Source organism: Shewanella sp. MBTL60-112-B2 (genome assembly GCF_019655055.1).
GTDB lineage: Bacteria > Pseudomonadota > Gammaproteobacteria > Enterobacterales > Shewanellaceae > Shewanella.
On sequence record NZ_BPFA01000028.1, the window covers coordinates 17,672 to 38,088 of the forward strand.

The following is a 20,417-nucleotide window of genomic DNA, read 5'->3' on the forward strand; positions in this document are numbered from 1 at the left end:
TTAATATAGACGTAGTCATCTGTTACTCCTCTTTTGTTATTACGCTTAACTAACCACGGCTCAATTTGATTTATTGGTTTGCATTACTGATTAGTCGCGTTAGCAGCCAGTGAACTGTTTTGGTTTTGTAGCTTTAATGTCACTCGACGATCGAAGAAGTCGTTTTCGAAGTTTTGCTCAGCCATCAATGGCGAAGAGTCGCCAAAGGCTTGGTTACGTAATCGCTCTTCTGCAACGCCCTGCTCTGTTAAATAGTTTTTAACTTCTGCAACGCGCTGCTCTGACAAGGCTTGGTTGTAATCACCATCACCTCTGCGGTCAGCGTAACCTGTGAGATCTAGCGTTAACTCAGGCGATAACGACATGGCGTAGGCAATATCATTAAGCTGTTGTTGAAAGTGCGGTTCAATTATTGATGAGCCTGTTTTAAATTGAACATTAAGGCCTAGTGCCAATTCGGTTAGTTTCTGTTCCTGCGCCATCTTTAGCGTGGTCAGTTGCTGCTGCGCCTGCTCATATTGATCAGAGAGTTCAACCAACGAGGTATTTTCTTGGTTTAACGTAACAAGTTGCTGCTCTTGCTCTATTAACATCGCTTGCTGCGATTGTAAGGCGTCATCGTCACCCACTGACTTGCCCAGTAAGGTTCCGGTAAAGGCACCGATAATCGCTCCAACAGGTCCACCAACTACCGCGCCTATAACTATGCCTGAGCTCAAACCGATTAACTCTTCGTTATGACTACGCTCAGTCTCGACCACTTGCTCAGCAGAGGCTGGAGTAGAAAGCATTAAGGCGCCGATAACTAGAGTTGAGATAAGTTGCTTTTTCATAAGTCGTTCCCTTTTATGTCGCTATTCAATTGGCGTAATTAATCGCCATAATTTGGTTTAATAATTTGTATCTATTCGATGAGGCTATTAAACCCGAGTGAAATGGCTTTTAAGGGGAGCAAAAGTGGCAAATTGAATATCAATTGTGGCAACAAAATGGCAATCGCTGCCCGCATCTTTAAACGCACTTAAATTGCTGTATAGTCACAATCAATTAGACAGTTAAAACCAAATACAAGAAGTCATGAAACGAATTGCCATAGTAGAAGATGAAGCTGCGATTAGAGAGAACTACAAAGAGGTTTTGCAGCAACAAGGTTATTGTGTACAGGCCTACGCCAATCGCCCTGAAGCTATGTTGGCGTTTAATACTCGTCTGCCGGATCTAGCGATTATTGATATCGGTCTTGAAAATGAAATCGATGGCGGTTTTACCTTGTGCCAATCCCTAAGAGCCATGTCGAGTACTTTGCCGATTATTTTCTTAACCGCTCGCGATAGCGACTTCGACACCGTTTGTGGCCTTAGACTGGGTGCCGATGATTATTTGAGTAAAGATGTTAGCTTTCCTCATCTTATCGCTCGACTTGCCGCACTATTTAGGCGCTCCGATCTTAAAAATGCAGACAGCGATGACAATCAGATTATTGAGCATGGACTTCTCACCATAGATGTTAATCGTATGCGGGTGTGTTGGAATGCGGTACAAATTGAGCTAACTGTTACCGAGTTTTGGATGGTACACGCACTGGCTAAACGCCCAGGCCATGTACGCCAGCGTCAGGAGCTGATGCAGGAAGCGAAAATCTTTGTCGATGATTCGACCATTACTTCCCATGTAAAACGAATTCGAAAGAAGTTTATCGCACAAGATGCGAACTTTAACTGTATCGATACCGTCTATGGCATGGGCTATCGCTGGGATTCACACAGTTAGCTCTCTGCTATGCAACAGAGAGCCCATTTGATTCACACAAATTTAGTCACATCAATTAAGCATAAGTTAGGTAAAACATTTATCCATGTTCAATTTGCCCATAGGTCTTCGCGCTAAAGTCGCGGTTTTATCCCTGTTTCTACTCTGCCTTCCTTGGCTGGGGTATCAATACGTATGGGAGATGGAAAAGTACCTACGTCACGGCCAAGAAAAAACTTTAGAGGGCACTACACAAGCATTAGCAACTGCGCTGCACGAGAGACCCAAACTATTCGACAGCCAAGCCAGCTTTCTAACTCAGGTCGAAAAAGGCCGCGATCTTTATGCCTACCCGCTTTCAGGCCCTATTCAGCTCGATGGCAAACTGGCAGACTGGAACAGTTATCGCCATCGCGTACTTAACTACGCTGATGACTATCAGATCTATAAACGCGATGAAAGCCAGCCACTCGCTCTAAGTTTTAACCATATGGTGGGCAAATACGCGGGATATCTCTATGGTTTTTTCGAAGTCAATGATCCGCAAGTGATCTACCGCGGTAAAAATAGCCTTAGAATAGATAAAAACGATCATATCGCCATCGCAACTCTCGCCCCCGATGGTATGTTCCGCCGTTATATTATCGCCACAACCCAAGATGGTTGGATCAGTGCCTTCGAACTTCCTGAAGATCCGAGCCTAACCAAACCTGTAACCCCTGAAGTCAAAATTCAAGGTAAATGGACCAAGAGTAAACGAGGTTATAATGTCGAGCTGCGTATGCCACTCGATATGGTAGGCAGTAAGCTTGGTTTTGCGGTTTATGACGTCAACGACAACAAAACACGTACACTCGATGCCATTGTTGGCACCTCGGCTATCGATGATGTCAGCAAGCTGGGGACCGTACTGGTGCCCTCACCTGAAATTGAAAGCATCATTAAAGGCATGAGTCATAATAGCTCTCGTATTTGGGTGGTGGATAAACATGGTAGAGTACTGGCAAAGTCTGGTGATATTCGTTCAGACAACAGTGTTTGGTCACGCTCAACCATAGAAAAACACAATAACTCCACTTGGGAGAAATTTAAGCAAGAGTACCTTCATCCGCTTTATTACAAAATCCTCACCACTCCGGCCAAAGATTTTATCGACTCTTTGCAAGATTCAACCGTACTGCAAGGCAGCCATATATCTAAAGCACTCAATGGCGAGCAAGGGTCAACCTGGCGATTAACTCCAGACAACAAAGCCGTAGTGCTTGCAGCTGCAAGCCCTATTTGGATTGATGACAAGGTGATGGGCGTAGTCATTGCTGAAGAAACCACTCACGGCATTAGAACCCTAAGAAACAAAGCCTTAGAAAAGCTGTTCAATGTGATTTTAACCATCATGAGTATGGGCACCTTGGCGCTATTCTTCTTTGCTTCCAACATCTCTAGCCGTATTCGAAAACTGCGCGATGAAGCCGAACAAGCAATCGACAGTCAGGGGCGGATTAAGAATGAAATTCAGGGTTCCAAGGTGCGTGATGAAATTGGCGATCTGTCACGAAGTTTCGCCAGCATTGTTAGCCGCTTGAGCCAATATACTCATTATTTAGAGAATATGTCATCGCGCTTGTCTCACGAGCTGCGTACCCCCGTTGCCGTAGTACGCTCATCGCTAGAACACCTTGGACTACAAGAGCTTAATCCTGATACGCGAAAATATGTTGACCGGGCACAAGAAGGGGTTAACCGTCTCAATATGATCTTAAATAATATGAGCGAAGCAACTCGCTTAGAAGAGAGTCTTTCTCATGCGGAAAGAAGCGTTTTTCCTTTAGAGAAAGTGGTCAGTGGCTGCATGCAAGGCTATCAGATGACCTATCCGCAACAAAGCTTCAGTTTAGATATTATCAACGAAGAAACTCCCATTCTTGGGGTTCCAGAATATATCGCCCAACTCATGGATAAACTGGTTGCTAACGCATTAGAGTTTAGCCATCAGCACACACCAATTAATGTGTCACTCAAGGTAAAGAGTAAATTTGCCGAGCTTAGGATCAGTAATCAAGGTCCTGCCCTACCTGAAAATATGGCTGAACAAATTTTCGAGTCTATGGTTTCGGTGCGCCCGCAAAAGATACAAGACAAGCCTCATTTGGGACTAGGCCTGTATATTGCTAGGCTGATTAGCCAGTTCCATCAAGGCCAGATCACTGCTCGTAACTTGCAAGATAAGTCAGGTGAGATCAGCGGTGTAGAAATTAAAATTAGACTGCCTTTAAGTAAAGAGAGCCTGTCATGACTTTAAGGTAATATCTTTAATACTCCAGAAAATGCACCTTATTAAATGAGCCTAAAAATCACGATTACAATCAATTGAAACACTAATTAAAACAACAATCAAAACAACCAATTGAGACTGTCATCGAAATTGATCTTGAAAAGATAAACACTTGTTATGATAGACACTTCATTTTAGCCATTTAGATGTTAAGATGGCTAAAAATTAAAACTGATGGAATTCGCCCTATGAAAAAAGAAACCCAAATAATCAGTCTTGGCCGTGATAAAAAATGGACTCAAGGGGTAATTAACCCACCGGTTTACCGCGCTTCAACCATGGTATTCGATACCATTGAAGATATGCGCTTTGCCGCAAAGAACAAGGCAAATGGCGAGATGTTCTATGGCCGCCGCGGCGGACCGACCCACTTTGCCTTTCAAGCTGCCATCGCCGAGCTAGAAGGCGGTGTAGGTACGGCCTTATATCCATCGGGTAGTGCTGCTATCAGCAACAGCCTGCTGTCTTTCTTAAAATCAGGCGATCACCTACTAATGGTTGATAGTGCCTACGAACCAACCCGTGACCTGTGTGATAAGTTACTGGCAGGCTACGGTATCGAAACCACTTATTACGACCCTATGATAGGTGATGGTATCGAGGCATTAATCCAGCCCAACACTAAAGTGTTATTTTTAGAGTCTCCAGGTTCTATTACCATGGAAGTGCAAGACGTGCCTACCCTGAGTCGTATCGCCCACCAGCATGATATCATGGTCATGCTCGATAATACCTGGGCGTCACCTATTAACTCTCGTCCATTTGAAATGGGCGTCGATATCTCCATCCAAGCCGCGACAAAGTACATTGTTGGCCATTCTGATGTGATGATGGGGACGGCAACAGCCAATGAGAAACACTGGGAGCAACTTAGAGAAAACAGCTACCTACTTGGACAGTGCACCTCTCCCGATGATGTTTACCTTGCAAGTCGCGGCCTGAGAACCTTAGGTATTCGTTTAGCTCAGCATGAGCAAAATGCGCTTAAAGTTGCTAATTGGCTAAATAGCCGAGCAGAGGTGGACCATTTGCGTCACCCGGCTTTTGAGTCTTGCCCGGGTCATGAATTCTTTAACCGCGACTTTAGTGCCTCAAATGGTTTGTTCTCATTTGTATTAAAGCAAGGCGATGTCAGATCCGTTACCGCATTTGTTGAAAATATGCAGCACTTTAAAATGGGCTTCTCTTGGGGTGGCTATGAAAGCCTGATCTTAGGAGTATTCGGTATCGACAAGCTGCGCACTGCAACCCAGTGGGACAGCAGCAAGCCACTCATCCGATTGCACATTGGTCTTGAGAATGTGGATGACTTAATAGCCGATCTCGATGCTGCTTTTGAGCGTTACAATCAGGTCTTGAATCGTTAACCTTCGAAATTTTAAAGGGTAAGCCATTGTAAAAAAGGTTTTATCCAGAAGAAGCTAAACAGGCCGACATATTTGTCGGCCTGTTTTTTTATACTGGTAATGATCTTTTAGTTTAGCTGTTAGTATAAATACTCTATCATTAAAAACGTTCCTTCATACTCTAGAGAATGTTTTCAATGCAGCGCGTCACATCCTCCAAAGGCTTCACCTTAATCGAACTCGTTATCGTGATCATTGTACTTGGTATATTAGCTGTCATTGCTGCCGCTAAATATGTCGATTTAAAGCGTGACGCCGAAATTTCACGGGTGAAAGCAATTGCGGCGGCATTTGAACAGTCTTTGATTTTTTCCCATACAAAATGGCAGCTTGTTACTGGCAACGGTGCCTTTAACGATCTTCCTGATTTTGCCGGCGGAAAACTGGACATGAATAGCTATGGCTACCCATTGGGCATAGATAAAAATAATCCAATGGGTCAACCTAAGAATATTGGGAAAGGTGAGCAAGGCTGCGTTGATCTTTGGAATACACTGCAACAGGAACCTGCCTCTGTGGCACTGTCGAATGAAAATTCTATTAGCGATTTTCAAGCCTATCGTCATCAGGCCGACGTTAATCCTGATGGTCAGACTCAATGTACCTATGTTCTGCGTACGCTCGGTGATACTAAAGGCCGCCAGCAAGCCGATATCAAAATTGTTTACGACTCCGTTGCAGGCACTGCTACAGCGCTTATTCGTGAATAATTATAAGCAGTAAATCAGATAGCAAAAAGGGCGAATATGATCCGCCCTTTCTATATTCTGACCTGATTTAGTCTACAAGATTTGAATTAATAAGCTTTAGTGATTATTAACTGCCCCACCCGCTACCCAAGCCTGTGTACCATAGAGTGGCACTGTCGAGAGTGCATGTTTATGGCTACCATTGGTCTCTTTAGTCGAATAAGACAGATATAGTAATGTTTGGTTTTTAGCATCGTAAATTCGGCGCACCTTAAGTGATTTAAACAAAATACTTAAAGACTCCTTAAATACCACCTCACCATTTTTACTCTTATCAATATTAGCGATTTCAGCCGCTGTTATTGGCCCTGTTTGGCGACAAGAGATACTCATATCCGATGGGTCTGCAAGACTTAAATCCGCTTCAATACGGCTGATATGACAAGTTACGCCAGGGATCTTAGGATCGTGCCTAGCATCAATAATCACATCCTTGGTGGTAAATAAGCCTAAACTCACCTTGCCCACATCATCGCCGCAACCACTAAGACCGAGTGCCAGCAGTAGAGATAAACCAATACCTGCAACGCACTTTTTAGTTAACCTAGTCATATTCATTTCCTTAAGGTATTGAGCCAATAGTAAGATTAAAATGTGTCAATCAAAATTATTTAAATCACCAATATTTAAATAATAAAGGGTTAAGCAAACACTCTTTGCGCCCAACGGGTTAAACCCGCTGTCACACTACCGAAGTGATCGCCGACAACAATTGGGATTTCTGGGAACAAGCCTGAAATACGTTTATATATAGCCGGACTTCTCGCCGTACCACCAGTTACATAGATCCGATCAGGCATCACACCAGCTTGCTCAAGGGCTTCTCGCATCAAAGCTTCAACTTTTGATAGCGGTATAGTTATAGCGTTTTCAAAATCTTCTTCGCTCACCCTAGCATGCAACCCACCATGGATATATTCCAGTGACGTATCCACATTAGCGTCACTAGACAGTGCAATCTTACTCTGTTCTGCGCTGCGCACCAATTTATAGCCTAACTGCTCTTTTTGAACTTTAAGCAAACGCTGAATAAGCTCAGGCTTTTGGGCATCTTTGATTAGGTCTTCGATCAACTTCTTCGACGCCAAGGCGCTAAAGTCTCGCTGTGCACTAATGTCGTTGACTGCAACCGCGTTCCAAAAGGGTTTGCTTGGCACTGGCAATTGGTTAACCATAAGGCTACCTAGGCCAAGATGCGGCATAAATGAAGCCATAGATAATGCGATATCTAAGTCATTACCACCAATGCGTTGACCACTATGGCCTAGAAAGTCAGCACTGCGGTCACGGTTATCTATATGGTTTGGCCCCATTTTTACCATAGAGCAGTCAGTAGTACCACCACCAACATCCACCACCAGCACGGTAACGTTTTCATCTAATGAAGCTTCATAATCCATACCAGCAGCTAGAGGCTCAAATAAGAAATCGACTTCGGTAAAGCCCGCACGACTAGCAGCAAGAGACAAAATGGCCTCAGCCTGCTGATTGCTCTGCTCACCACCTATGCCTTGGAAGTTAACCGGACGGCCAATAACCGCATGGGTGATCTTCTGCGCGGCTGAAAAGTTGCTTTCAGCCTGTTTCTTAATATGCATCATCATTAAAGTGACGATATCTTCAAATAGCGCTATTTGACTCTCTCTTAGCCCGGTTGCGCCAAGGAAAGATTTCGGAGAGCGTACATAAAACCCTTCGTCAGGCATATCTAAATAGGCTTCGATAGCCTGCTCGCCCACAAATACTGCCTGCTCATTAGGCAGTAAATCCAGATCACGACGTGCAGCTTGCGCTCGACTTAACTGAGCGGCGCGCGCTCGGGCGTACTCCACTTTTTGCTCTTGCGGTAACTGATTTAATACCGCCTCGGCAATTAGCTCTCTATCCATCGCATACAGCGTTGAACTTAAATACTTAGAATCACCAGATAAGGGTACCAAGCGCACATCACTGCCTTCCACCACACCAATAGCGCAGTTTGCACTACCGTAGTCAAAACCTACAAACATTCCCTTATCCTTTAAAGCGTAAAAAAGCCGTGCAAAATAACACAGTCAGACCCGAGTAAAAAGTGCCTTTTAGAAATAAAAAAAAGCAGCCATAGGCTGCCTTTAATGATGTGTATCCTAACGGGTTAAGCCATCATCTAAATTGGTTAATTTGAAAGCTTATCCGCGCTTGTCATTCTGCGCTTTTTTAAGCTGCTCTTTCTTGGCTCTGCGGGTCTCTATTACTTGACTCACATCGCTACCAATATGCGCTTCACCACGTTGCTTAGATAACTGAACTTGACGCTCACGTTCAATAAAGCGTTGACGCTGTTTTTCACTGATATTATCAATGCAGTGGGGACAACTGACCCCTTGAACAAAGGCCTGTGACGCCATTTCATCGGCGGTGATCGGCATACGGCAAGCATTACATTGAGCGTACTGGCCTTTTTCTAAGTTATGGTCAACGGCGACGCGGTTATCAAATACAAAACACTCGCCCTGCCACAGACTCTCTTCCTGCTTGACCTCTTCTAGATACTTTAAGATCCCGCCTTCAAGATGGTAAACATCATCAAATCCCTGTTCTTTCAAATAAGCCGTTGATTTTTCACAGCGGATACCACCTGTGCAAAACATAGCCACTTTCTTATGCTTGGCAGGATCCAGGTTTTGCTTCACGTAGTCAGGAAACTCCCGAAATGTCTTTGTTTTTGGGTCTAGTGCATCTTTAAAGGTACCAATTTGTACTTCATAATCGTTACGAGTATCAACAAGCAGTACTTCAGGATCGGAAATCAGTTTATTCCAGTCTTTTGGCTTAACATAGGTACCGACCACCTTTTTAGGATCTATGCCTTCGACTCCCATGGTGACAATTTCTTTCTTCAGTTTTACCTTAGTGCGGTAAAACGGCATTTCATCATCAAACGACAGCTTATAGACAATGTTATCGAGTCCTGGCTGGGCCGCTAACCAAGCTAATAATTCATCGATGGCGGATTGTGTGCCTGCGACGGTACCGTTAATGCCTTCTTGCGCTATAAGTAATGAGCCTTTTACCCCTGATGCTTCCATTACTTTTAGTAACGGAGCCTGTAACTTTTCAAATTCTGCCAAAGTGACAAACTTATACATGGCGCACACAACAACTTTTGACATATCTTTCCCTTTTACGGCTAGCTGAAGCTTAACCTTCAGTGCAATTATCGCTGGTAGACAAAAGCTGCTCCAGCATACAAAATTCAGCGCAAAGTCTACATGGATCACACAAACACAAACAGGGACAAAAAGTAGGGTTACTCAGCAATGGGCAATTAAAACAACTCAAAAGCCACAAATTCACGCCATAGAATTAATATTAATGATTGTTATTTAACAATTAAGCGTTGAAAATAGTGACATAATACAGCTAGAAAAGATCACAATATGTCTCTGCCTACACTCTATTCATTCAGACGTTGCCCCTATGCAATGCGTGCAAGACTCGGAATTTTATTATCAGGCCAAAGCGTTAGCCTTAGAGAGATAGTGCTTAAACATAAGCCAGATGCCATGCTCAAAGCCTCACCAAAAGGCACTGTGCCTGTGCTTATTTTGCAAGATGGGAGTGTGATTGAAGAGAGTATAGAGATCATGTGCTGGGCATTACTTAATAATGATCCTCAAAACTTATTACTTAATGGTAGTCCTGAAAAACAAGAGATAGCCCAAGCCCTGATTAATACCAATGATCACAGCTTTAAACCTTGGTTAGATAAATATAAATATGCCGACAGACACCCAGAGCACAGCGAGCAATATTACCGTCAGCAAGGCGAACAATTTATCGCGCAGCTTGAAAGCCTATTATCAAAACAAGTACAGTTGATGGGAAGTCAGCCCTCTATCGCTGACTATGCCATCTTTCCGTTTGTCCGTCAGTTCGCCTCTGTAGATAAGCTCTGGTTCGACAATAGTGCCTACCTTAACGTTCAGCGCTGGCTAAAACAGCATATCGAAAGTGATTATTTCAAAGCCATCATGCAAAAGTATCCTACCTGGCTTGAAAGTGCAGAGAGCTTTGAGTTTGGTGGGAGCATCGCGGTTTAAAGTACATAGAGCTAGAGGATCCACCAACTGAAGTAGGTGGTTTAGGGCTGAGAAAAAAAGCCGCGTTATGCGGCTATTTCAATTGTTTGCTACTCATTACATCTGTCTATCGACTCTTACAAAACCTTGTAAATAGACCACTCTAACATCATCATTAACATTAAACACCATGCCGGGGTCTAAATCTTGGATCACCATCACTTGCTCGCCTGTGTCTAAAGTGATCATCATTTCTACTAAGCGTAACTCTTGATAATAAGAGCTGTCGCCATAAGTATTTCCGACTCTGGCCCCCAATAAAGCCCCTAAAACTGTTGCAACATCTTGACCTGAGCCGCCACCAAATTGATGACCAATAACTCCGCCAATGAGTGCACCACCAAAGGTTTTCCAACCGGTATTACGATCTTCAACCAGTTGCTTTTGAGTAATATTACGTACAGAGACGACTTGACCGAACTCCACCTTCTCAACAGGAACAGCCTGATTACGATCATAGGGTGCAGCAAACGCGCTCTGCATACCAAAAAATAAACAGATAACCATGAAAACAATAAGATGATGTTTCAACATAAGACTTTTTCCGCTAACTTTAAGGATAAGTATATTAATTAATCTTACTCAATTGTGAACTCACTGTCCTATTTAAATCACGCACAGCAAGCTTTCCCACCGCCAGAACAAGCCTTAACTGAACCAAATGGCTTGTTGGCCGTTGGCGGAGACCTTCATCCAGAGCGCCTATTAAACGCCTATTACAACGGTATTTTCCCTTGGTTTAATCTCGATGATCCTATCCTGTGGTGGTCTCCTGATCCCCGTGCAGTGTTTGTGCCCGGCAATATGAAAATAAGCCGCAGTTTAGTGAAATACCTAAAAAAACAGAGTTGGACTTATACGATTAATCATAATTTTGAAGCCGTCACTGCAGGCTGCGCCGAGCCAAGAGCTGGTCAAGATGGCACTTGGATCTCAAATGAAATCCAGCAAGCTTATCTAGCTCTGCATCACCAAGGCCACGCCCACTCTCTTGAAGTTTGGCAAGATAATGAGTTAATCGGCGGTCTGTACGGTTTAGCTATTGGGCAAGTTTTTTGTGGCGAATCCATGTTTCATCGCGCTACGAACGCCTCTAAAGCTGCTATGATCGTATTACAGCAACATTTACAGCGCTGTGGCTTTAAGCTGATAGACGCCCAAGTGGTCAATCCACACTTGGACAGTCTTGGTGCTAAATCCATTAAGCGTGATGATTTTCTCAAGCTATTGGCCCATCTCAGGGATGGAACAGTGAATCCTGATAGCTGGCGCAAATCCGAGGTAATCCTTGAACTCTAAATCTAGACCCGTCACCGTCGGCAGAACCAAGACCTTCCCTTGTAGTTATTTAGAAGAGCAACAAGAACAGCTGATGGTTTTACAAGAAGACGTTATCGATATCGGCTTATTCGAGCAGCTACTTGCTCTTGGGTTTCGTCGCAGCGGCAGTATGATCTACAAGCCACAATGCCCTCAGTGTAGTGCATGCCTCCCCATCAGGCTGGATATGGACGAATTTAAACTCTCCAAAAGGCAGAAAAGAACATTAAAGAAGAATCAAGATCTGAGCTGGAAAATTGTTGACCATAAAACACCGCAGCAATATGAGCTTTATGAACGTTACGTCAACACCCGGCATGCTGACGGTCCTATGTACCCTGCAACTCCTGAGCAATACGATAGTTTTGCAACAGCAAGCTGGTTGCAACCTCTGTTTATTGAGTTAAGACAAGGGGAGGAGCTGGTGGGCGTTGCCGTGACCGATGTGCTCCCTCACAGCCTATCGGCAATCTATAGTTATTTTGCGCCGGAATTAGAAAAACGCTCATTAGGCAGCTTACTTATTTTACTGCAAACTCAGATAACTAAAATGATGCAGAAACGTTTTTTATACCTCGGCTATCAAATTGATGAGTCGAGAAAAATGAACTACAAACGTGACTATCGTCCCCACCAAATTTTGACACAATCGGGTTGGGTTTCTCAGATTGCGATTAAAAACATAGCAGATTGAGTCACAACGGCTCTGTATAGGTTGATATGGATAACTTTGCTTTACAGTAGCGTGATTTTGCGGCATGATGTGCCCGTTTTATTATTTGAAGGCTAACAGGATAACTGATTAATGGCGAAAGAAGACAACATTGAAATGCAAGGCACAATCCTTGAAACCTTGCCAAATACAATGTTTCGTGTAGAACTTGAAAATGGGCACGTTGTAACTGCACACATTTCAGGAAAAATGCGTAAAAACTACATCCGTATTTTAACGGGTGACAAGGTAACGGTTCAGCTGACACCTTACGATTTGAGCAAAGGACGCATCGTCTTCCGTTCACGCTAAGTTATTAGCCAATATAACGTATAGAAAAAAGCCGGCAATGCCGGCTTTTTGTTGTCTGTTATTTGCAAGCTAACTCTTTATCCTTAAAAGGACAGTGATTGAGTTTGCAGGGTTGGAGCCAATAAGTAACAGCGAGACTATCACTTATCGACTCAGTAACCTCTCTTAAGCTTAGTGCGCCACTTTCTCTAAAGACTCAGTGGTGATCACAATCTCATCACCCTTGGCGTCGACTCGGGCAGTACCGCCCTTCTCTAGCTCGCCGAATAAAATCTCATCAGCCAATGGTCGCTTGATAAGCTCAGTAACTACGCGCGCCATCGGACGTGCGCCCATCGATTTATCGTAGCCTTTCTCTGCGAGTAGCGTTCTAGCTTCATCGCTAACATCAAGCGTCACAGACTTATCATCAAGTTGCGCTTGTAGCTCAACTAAGAACTTATCGACTACTTTCGCTATGACAGTCATATCGAGATGGTTGAACCAGATAATCGAGTCGAGTCGGTTACGGAACTCAGGTGAAAACACCTTATTGATTTCCGACAAAGCGTCTTGAGTATGATCTTGCTGCTTAAAGCCAATCGACTTACGAATGGTCTCCTGTACACCGGCGTTAGTTGTCATCACTAAGGTGACATGTCTAAAGTCAGCTTTACGGCCGTTATTATCGGTCAGGGTACCGTGATCCATTACCTGCAGTAGCAAGTTATACACATCAGGATGCGCTTTTTCTATCTCATCGAGCAGCACCACACAATGTGGATTCTTAATCACAGCGTCAGTTAATAGGCCACCTTGGTCATAGCCAACATAACCTGGAGGCGCACCGATCAAACGTGAGACCGTATGGCTTTCCATGTATTCCGACATATCGAACCGCACGAGGTTCAAGCTTAAACACTTAGCCAGCTGACTGGTCACCTCTGTTTTACCCACACCGGTTGGACCGGCAAACAAGAAGCTACCTACAGGCTTATGCTCACCACCTAGACCGCTTCGAGACAAGCGAATAGCCGAACTAAGCCCCTCAATCGCCTGGTCTTGGCCAAACACCACCATTTTAAGGTTACGCTCAAGGTTTTTAAGCATATCCTTGTCAGAGCTCGATACGGACTTCTCAGGTATACGAGCCATCTTAGCGATAATCGACTCGATTTCCGCTTGGCCAATTGTCTTCTTACGCTTGCTCGCTGGCTGCATAGCCATTCGCGCGCCTGCTTCGTCTATCACATCAATAGCTTTGTCAGGCAAGTGTCTATCGTTGATATGCTTATCAGATAACCTTGCCGCTACGCTTAATGCCGCCATGGTATAACGCACATTATGGTGCTCTTCATACTTTGACTTAAGACCTTGTAAAATCTTAGTGGTCTCAGCAACTGACGGCTCGTTAATATCCACCTTCTGAAAACGGCGTGCTAGCGCTCGATCCTTCTCAAAAATACTTTGGTACTCTTGGAACGTAGTCGAGCCCATGCAGCGAAGCTTACCACCTGACAACAATGGTTTAAGCAAATTAGAGGCGTCCATGACACCACCTGAAGCTGAACCAGCACCGATAATGGTATGGATTTCATCGATAAATAAAATCGCATGCTCGTCATTTGCTAATTCTTTGAGTAAGCCTTTAAAGCGCTTCTCAAAATCACCGCGGTACTTGGTACCAGCAAGCAGAGCACCTAAGTCGAGCGAATAAACTGTCGCTTCACTCATCACTTCCGGCACTTCTTGTTTAACGATGCGATAAGCTAAGCCTTCAGCAATGGCAGTTTTTCCCACCCCAGCCTCACCCACAAGCAGCGGGTTATTCTTACGGCGTCGACAAAGAATTTGAATCGAGCGTTCAATCTCTTCACTACGGCCAATAAGCGGGTCAATACTGCCGTTTTTAGCTAGCTCATTTAAATTAGCGGTAAACTGAGACAAGATACTGCGCTCTTCTTCGCTCTCAGTTTGATCTTCGATACGGCTTTGCTCTGGATCGTTATCGATGTCGTTTTTCGAAAAACCATGGGAAATAAAGTTGACCACATCTAAACGGGTTACATCGCCGGTTCGAAGAAGGTAAACCGCTTGCGACTCTTGCTCACTGAAAATGGCGACTAAGACATTGGCACCGGTAACCTCATTGCGGCCTGATGACTGCACATGAAATACCGCCCTTTGCAGAACGCGTTGAAAACCGAGTGTCGGCTGCGTCTCTTTCTCGTCTTCTGGATCGGAAATAATTGGCGTGGTTTGTTGAATGAAGCTAGAGACTTCATTTCTTAATTTCTCTAAATTTGCTCCGCAAGCAACTAACGCCTCTTGTGCGGCTGGGTTATCGATTAATGCCAACAATAGATGCTCAACCGTCATGTACTCATGACGTGCATCTCTGGCTTGCTGAAAAGCCAGATTTAAGGTGACTTCAAGATCTTTATTTAACATAAGCACCCCCTAAAAAAATACTACAGAATCAGCCAGATTTAGGCTTCCTCTAATGAACACAGTAACGGATGTTGGTTTTGTCTTGCAAATTGATTTACTTGGGCAACCTTAGTTTCTGCAATTCCAAAAGGGTAAATACCGCAAATTCCTTTGCCTTTGTGGTGAATTGCCAACATGATTTCCGTTGCTTGTTGTTCGTCTTTCTTAAAAAATAGCTGTAAAATCTCAATGACAAAATCCATCGGTGTATAATCATCATTGTTTAAAATCACTTTATACATAGAAGGCTGTTTAAGTTCAGATTCAACGCTTTCTTCTACGTGTTCGATATTTTCTGTTCTACTCATATCCCAATATTAGCCTCTAGTTTTGGCTTGTACCAATTGATTATGTAACTCAGTCTGTTTGTTGAACAAATCCTACCAAATTTTCATCAGGTACGACTTGTTAAAAAATGTTGCTTTTTTGTTAACTTTATCTTGACAACCACTTATTCAGCTTTCATTCTGTTCATTAAGCGAGGAGTTTCCCCGCTGATAAGTTTTACTATCTTACTGGGAAGTGGACAACAGAAGGAAGTGGAAGTATGGCAAGCGGAACTGTTAAATGGTTCAACAACGCCAAAGGATTCGGGTTTATATGCCCTGATGCTGGCGGTGAAGATGTTTTTGCACACTATTCTACCATTGAAATGGAAGGCTATCGAACGCTAAAAGCAGGCCAACCAGTCAGTTTTGAGGTAGAAGCAGGTCCAAAAGGTATGCACGCGTCAGCAATATCGCCAACGAACTAAAATAAAATTAGATAAACCCAGCTACATAAGTAAAAGTTTAAATACTTATTTAGATTGGTTTATGTTGCGATAAAGACACAAAAGCAGAGTAGCAAAAGCTACTCTGCTTTTTTTTGTTTATACCAATTGCATTATAAGTCTGTTCATTCAGTGGAATTCAAAGCGCTGAAGGCAAGCTGGGAACTTGCAGCGAATAGTTGTTCTCAGCTCTAGTTTCAGGGTTCTGGGTTCGCCCTACTTCCTAACTCCTTTTAGCCGTATATCGAAAATTTCAGGCGCAGCATGCAGTGCTTTACCACTTGCTTTAAACAGCTTCTTTAAACATCAGCCACCCAGGGTGAAGCTCTCAAGCATTGCACTTCAGCTTTGCATTGACTCACTTCAAAAAACAAAAAGGCCTGCATTTAGCAGGCCTTTAAATAACGCAATCAAATTGCTATCGGTAACTTAAGCTTGCGATATCAAACTACCAAGGCTTAAACAAATATGATTAATAATTGGTTTAACCAACTATTGCATTTAACGTAGCACTTGGACGCATTGCAACTGACGCTTTAGCTGCATCTAAACGAAAATAACCGCCCAAATCAACAGCTGGGCCTTGTACACCATTTAGCTCGCCAATAATCTTAGCTTCATTGCTAGTTAACGACTCTGCAAGTTGAGCAAACTCAGCTTGAAGAGCAGCGTCGTTAGTTTGAGCCACTAAAGCTTGTGCCCAGTACATCGCAAGATAGAAATGACTGCCACGGTTATCTAGTTCACCCACACGGCGTGAAGGCGACTTGTTGCTATCTAGGAATTGACCAATAGCCAAATCTAGCGTATCAGCAAGAACCTGCGCTTTAGCATTGTTAGTCGTTTGGCTTAAGTGCTCTAAAGAAGCGCCTAGTGCTAAGAACTCACCCAGAGAGTCCCAACGCAGGTGACCTTCTTTTTCTACCTGTTGCACGTGCTTAGGTGCACTACCACCAGCACCAGTTTCAAATAATCCACCACCATTCATTAGCGGCACAATAGATAGCATTTTAGCACTAGTACCAAGCTCTAAAATTGGGAATAGATCCGTTAGGTAGTCACGTAAAACGTTACCCGTTACCGAAATGGTATCTTTACCCGCTTTCACGCGATCCAGAGTGAAACGTGTGGCATCAACTGGCGACATGATGTGCAGCTCAAGGCCGCTTGTATCGTGATCTTTAAGGTAAAGCTCTACTTTATTAATGATTTCAGCGTCATGTGCACGAGACGCATCTAACCAAAATACCGCAGGCGTATTTGATAGGCGCGAACGGTTAACCGCAAGCTTTACCCAGTCACGGATAGGCGCATCTTTAACCTGACACATTCTGAAAATATCGCCAACTTCTACATTGTGCGACATAAGAACATTGCCATTTTGGTCAACTACATTAACCGTGCCAGCTGCAGCAATTTCAAATGTCTTATCGTGGCTACCGTATTCTTCGGCTTTTTGCGCCATGAGGCCTACGTTTGGTACGCTGCCCATGGTGCTCGGATCGAACGCGCCATTATTGATACAAAAATCGATAGTTTCCTGATAAACACCTGCATAACAACGATCTGGGATCATCGCTTTCATGTCTTTTAACTGGCCATCAGGGCCCCACATCTGACCTGAAGTACGAATAGCAGCAGGCATTGATGCATCGATGATCACATCACTTGGTACGTGTAAGTTAGTAATGCCACGATCTGAATCAACCATCGCCAATTCTGCTTGAGTGCTATATACAGCCGCTAAGTCAGCCTCGATGGCCGCTTTTTGATCCGCCGGTAATGTGGCAATTTTAGCGTAGACATCACCCAGACCGTTGTTTACATCAACACCTAGCTGTTCAAACAGCTCGCCATGCTTAGCAAAAACATCTTTGTAGTAAACTTTAACTGCGTGACCAAAAAGGATTGGATCTGACACTTTCATCATGGTCGCTTTTAAGTGCAAGGACAATAAAACATCCTGCTCTTTAGCCAGCTTAGTTTCACGCTCATAAAACTCAATCAACGCCTTTTTGCTCATCACAGCTGAGTCAATCACCTCACCTGCTTGCAATGCAATTGCACCGCGCAATACTTGCTCTGAACCATCGGCTTTATTCAGTACTATTGATACGCTGCCAGCATCGGCAACAGTAACGGATTTTTCGCTACCGTAAAAATCACCTTCGCTCATATGTGCAACGTGTGACTTAGAGTCAGACAACCACTTACCCATTGAATGCGGGTTCTTTTGTGCAAACTTCTTTACTGAGCCTGGCGCACGTCGATCTGAGTTACCTTCTCGTAGCACAGGGTTAACCGCACTACCTTTAATCTTGTCGTAACGCGCTTGGATCTCTTTTTCAGCTTCGTTTGCAGGCTCATCAGGATAGTTAGGAATGTCGTACCCTTTATTCTGCAGCTCTAAAATACAGGCTTTAAGCTGTGGGATTGACGCACTGATGTTAGGCAGCTTGATAATGTTAGCTTCAGGCTTCTTAGCTAGCTCACCCAGTTCTGCAAGTGCATCGTTAATGCGTTGCTCGTCAGTTAGCTTCTCAGGAAAGTTAGCAATCACACGACCAGAAAGTGAGATATCGCGGGTTTCTACATCGACGCCTGCGGTCTGAGTGAACTTTTGAATAATAGGCAACAAAGAAAGTGTCGCTAATGCTGGTGCTTCATCCGTTTCGGTATAGATGATCGTTGATGTCTTATCGTTCATTTTGTGTCCTACTTTGATTTAAATTTAAGATTTTTATAATAATTATTTTCTAGTTTCACGATTAAAAAACTGTAACGGTGTTGAGTTATCACTTTGAATTGCTAATGATAATTTATGCGATCTTGTGGGTAATAAGCCAGCGGCATTATTCGCGCACATCACGCAAATTGAAATAACCAACCACAGATCACACTTTTAAATTTGCCGACATCATAAAACATTCCGCGCAAGATTCAAATTCCACTAATAGCCAATGCACAGTACAATAGATATAAATCACTCAAAGATTAAAAGTATTCCAGCGTGACACAGCCATTTTCAAAAACAAGAAACAGTAATAAATCAACCAGCAAAAGCAATAAGTCGACCGGCTTCGGCAACGCTGCCGGCAACAAGCTGGCTGGAAGCGCAAAAGCTCAGGCAAGAAGCAGCAAGCCTCATAATCGAGTTGATAACAAGACTAGGGCAAAACCCAAAACGGTTGCCAACCCAGTCATAGTGCTATTTAACAAGCCTTTTGATGTGCTTTGCCAGTTCACCGATGAACAAGGCCGTAAAACTCTCAAAGACTTTATCCCAATTCCTGGGGTTTACGCTGCAGGCCGTTTAGATAGAGACAGTGAAGGATTATTGTTACTGACTAATGACGGCAAGTTGCAGTCACAAATAACCGAACCCAAGAAGAAAACCTATAAAACTTATTGGGCACAAGTTGAAGGTAAGCCGACTGAAGCAGATCTTGAAAAACTACGTCAAGGTGTTGAGCTAAAAGACGGCATGACGCTACCAGCCCAAATAAACATTATGCACAAGCCCGAGATCTGGGACAGAACGCCTCCTATTCGTGAGCGCGCTAATATCCCAACTACTTGGTTAGAAATACAGATCTGTGAAGGTAGAAATCGTCAAGTAAGACGTATGACCGCCCATATCGGCTTCCCTACATTAAGATTAATCCGCTATAAAATAGGTCAATGGAGTCTAGATGACCTACAAAATGGTGACTATCGTCAACTTGATATGAAAAACAAACCTGTGTGAGTAACAAGCCATGACAGAGCGCTATAAACCCAACACCACTGTTGCCTGCGTGATTGAAGCCCAAGGAAGGTTTCTATTAGTCGAAGAGGTTATTGAAGGTGAAACCCAATACAATCAACCTGCCGGCCATATTGAAGCCAATGAATCGATTATCAATGCCTGTATTCGTGAAGTAAAAGAGGAAACAGGACTGAGTATCGAGCCACAAGGTGTGGTGGGGATATATCAGTTTAGTGCCAGTGAAACACTTGCTTTTGTTCGTTACACTTTCTATCTCAAACTAGACAAGCAATTAGCGTCTCAACCTGAAGACCCGGTGATACAAGCTCTGAAGTGGCTTACATTAGCTGAAATTGTCGCCGTATCACCTCAATTGAGGAGTCCATTAGTGCTCAAATCCATTACCGATTATTTAGCTGGAAACCATTACCCATTGAGCATTCTAAATGATGAGTATTTGTAAATTTATACTGACTTAACATCTTAACGCGCAACATAAATCCCCCCCACTGATTTGACTGCATGGATGAATATTCAACTCTAGTCATCATCCCTATGCGAATAAAGCCAAAAGATAAATACTCGCTAGATAGCCCAGCCTCATAATGCATGATAGAATATGCACCCGCAGAAAGCCGCGGCTTGAACTATGTATCTCGATTGTAAATCCCATTCGTTGAGATACCGATTCGCAGCAATATTCAGTAAACACAAGGTTTTTTTAGGA

General features: G+C 43.6%; 19 protein-coding genes. 11 read left to right on the plus strand and 8 right to left on the minus strand.

Going from position 1 to position 20,417, the window contains the following annotated elements; translation table 11 throughout:
- Positions 1 to 83 precede the first annotated feature (83 nt).
- The gene (pdsO, locus tag K5Q73_RS16185) at positions 84 to 833 is read right to left on the minus strand and encodes a sortase-associated OmpA-like protein PdsO (RefSeq protein ID WP_220761484.1); all 750 of its coding nucleotides are present in this window, start codon (positions 831 to 833) and stop codon (positions 84 to 86) included.
- A 244-nt stretch (positions 834 to 1,077) separates the two neighbouring features.
- On the opposite strand from pdsO, the gene pdsR reads away from it, so the two are divergent.
- The 4 genes from pdsR (at position 1,078) to K5Q73_RS16205 (ending at position 6,197) form a co-directional block, all read left to right on the plus strand.
- Positions 1,078 to 1,770: a proteobacterial dedicated sortase system response regulator gene (gene pdsR, locus K5Q73_RS16190; protein ID WP_220761487.1), complete on the plus strand. Its 693-nt coding sequence runs from the start codon at positions 1,078 to 1,080 to the stop codon at positions 1,768 to 1,770.
- A gap of 85 nt (positions 1,771 to 1,855) precedes the next feature.
- A complete protein-coding gene (gene pdsS / locus K5Q73_RS16195) occupies positions 1,856 to 4,042 on the plus strand; it encodes a proteobacterial dedicated sortase system histidine kinase (RefSeq protein WP_220761489.1) in 2,187 nt (728 codons plus the stop codon).
- A 227-nt stretch (positions 4,043 to 4,269) separates the two neighbouring features.
- Complete coding sequence (locus K5Q73_RS16200; protein WP_220761491.1) at positions 4,270 to 5,448, plus strand: cystathionine beta-lyase; 1,179 nt, start codon at positions 4,270 to 4,272, stop codon at positions 5,446 to 5,448.
- A 176-nt stretch (positions 5,449 to 5,624) separates the two neighbouring features.
- Positions 5,625 to 6,197, plus strand: a complete 573-nt coding sequence (locus tag K5Q73_RS16205; RefSeq protein WP_259650754.1) for a type II secretion system protein — start codon at positions 5,625 to 5,627, stop codon at positions 6,195 to 6,197.
- Between the two features lie 96 nt (positions 6,198 to 6,293).
- Here the strand turns inward: K5Q73_RS16205 and K5Q73_RS16210 are convergent, their stop codons facing one another.
- The 3 genes from K5Q73_RS16210 to K5Q73_RS16220 all read right to left on the minus strand — a co-directional run bounded on the left by K5Q73_RS16210 (position 6,294) and on the right by K5Q73_RS16220 (position 9,388).
- Positions 6,294 to 6,788 (minus strand): CreA family protein, encoded by a 495-nt coding sequence (locus K5Q73_RS16210; RefSeq protein WP_259650755.1) that lies wholly within the window; start codon positions 6,786 to 6,788, stop codon positions 6,294 to 6,296.
- A gap of 89 nt (positions 6,789 to 6,877) precedes the next feature.
- Entirely contained in the window at positions 6,878 to 8,245 is a 1,368-nt protein-coding gene (yegD, locus tag K5Q73_RS16215) for a molecular chaperone (protein WP_220761495.1), read from the minus strand.
- 159 nt (positions 8,246 to 8,404) lie between these two features.
- Positions 8,405 to 9,388 (minus strand): rhodanese-related sulfurtransferase, encoded by a 984-nt coding sequence (locus K5Q73_RS16220; protein WP_220761497.1) that lies wholly within the window; start codon positions 9,386 to 9,388, stop codon positions 8,405 to 8,407.
- 267 nt (positions 9,389 to 9,655) lie between these two features.
- On the opposite strand from K5Q73_RS16220, the gene K5Q73_RS16225 reads away from it, so the two are divergent.
- Complete coding sequence (locus tag K5Q73_RS16225) at positions 9,656 to 10,318, plus strand: glutathione S-transferase (RefSeq protein WP_220761499.1); 663 nt, start codon at positions 9,656 to 9,658, stop codon at positions 10,316 to 10,318.
- Positions 10,319 to 10,414: 96 nt separating this feature from the next.
- Here K5Q73_RS16225 and K5Q73_RS16230 read toward each other — a convergent pair whose 3' ends face one another.
- A complete protein-coding gene (locus K5Q73_RS16230) occupies positions 10,415 to 10,891 on the minus strand; it encodes a glycine zipper 2TM domain-containing protein (RefSeq protein ID WP_220761501.1) in 477 nt (158 codons plus the stop codon).
- Positions 10,892 to 10,945: 54 nt separating this feature from the next.
- Between K5Q73_RS16230 and aat the strand changes: the two genes are divergently transcribed.
- The 3 genes from aat (at position 10,946) to infA (ending at position 12,701) form a co-directional block, all read left to right on the plus strand.
- A complete protein-coding gene (gene aat / locus K5Q73_RS16235; RefSeq protein ID WP_220761503.1) occupies positions 10,946 to 11,656 on the plus strand; it encodes a leucyl/phenylalanyl-tRNA--protein transferase in 711 nt (236 codons plus the stop codon).
- Positions 11,646 to 12,371, plus strand: coding sequence for an arginyltransferase (locus K5Q73_RS16240; RefSeq protein ID WP_220761505.1), 726 nt, complete (start codon positions 11,646 to 11,648; stop codon positions 12,369 to 12,371). Before aat ends, K5Q73_RS16240 begins: the two co-directional genes overlap by 11 nt.
- A 111-nt stretch (positions 12,372 to 12,482) precedes the next feature.
- On the plus strand, positions 12,483 to 12,701 hold the full coding sequence (gene infA / locus K5Q73_RS16245) for a translation initiation factor IF-1 (protein ID WP_005500725.1): 219 nt from the start codon (positions 12,483 to 12,485) through the stop codon (positions 12,699 to 12,701).
- Positions 12,702 to 12,872: 171 nt separating this feature from the next.
- Here the strand turns inward: infA and clpA are convergent, their stop codons facing one another.
- Entirely contained in the window at positions 12,873 to 15,131 is a 2,259-nt protein-coding gene (gene clpA / locus K5Q73_RS16250; RefSeq protein WP_220761507.1) for an ATP-dependent Clp protease ATP-binding subunit ClpA, read from the minus strand.
- A 38-nt stretch (positions 15,132 to 15,169) separates the two neighbouring features.
- On the minus strand, positions 15,170 to 15,478 hold the full coding sequence (gene clpS / locus K5Q73_RS16255) for an ATP-dependent Clp protease adapter ClpS (RefSeq protein ID WP_012155760.1): 309 nt from the start codon (positions 15,476 to 15,478) through the stop codon (positions 15,170 to 15,172).
- Positions 15,479 to 15,717: 239 nt separating this feature from the next.
- Between clpS and cspD the strand changes: the two genes are divergently transcribed.
- Positions 15,718 to 15,924 (plus strand): cold shock domain-containing protein CspD, encoded by a 207-nt coding sequence (gene cspD / locus K5Q73_RS16260; RefSeq protein ID WP_012155761.1) that lies wholly within the window; start codon positions 15,718 to 15,720, stop codon positions 15,922 to 15,924.
- 502 nt (positions 15,925 to 16,426) lie between these two features.
- On the opposite strand, the gene K5Q73_RS16265 is transcribed toward cspD, so the two are convergent.
- Positions 16,427 to 18,649 (minus strand): NADP-dependent isocitrate dehydrogenase, encoded by a 2,223-nt coding sequence (locus tag K5Q73_RS16265; protein ID WP_220761509.1) that lies wholly within the window; start codon positions 18,647 to 18,649, stop codon positions 16,427 to 16,429.
- A gap of 303 nt (positions 18,650 to 18,952) precedes the next feature.
- Between K5Q73_RS16265 and K5Q73_RS16270 the strand changes: the two genes are divergently transcribed.
- Positions 18,953 to 19,690, plus strand: coding sequence for an rRNA large subunit pseudouridine synthase E (locus K5Q73_RS16270; RefSeq protein ID WP_220761511.1), 738 nt, complete (start codon positions 18,953 to 18,955; stop codon positions 19,688 to 19,690).
- 10 nt (positions 19,691 to 19,700) lie between these two features.
- On the plus strand, positions 19,701 to 20,153 hold the full coding sequence (locus K5Q73_RS16275; RefSeq protein ID WP_220761520.1) for an NUDIX hydrolase: 453 nt from the start codon (positions 19,701 to 19,703) through the stop codon (positions 20,151 to 20,153).
- The last annotated feature ends 264 nt before the right edge of the window (positions 20,154 to 20,417 follow it).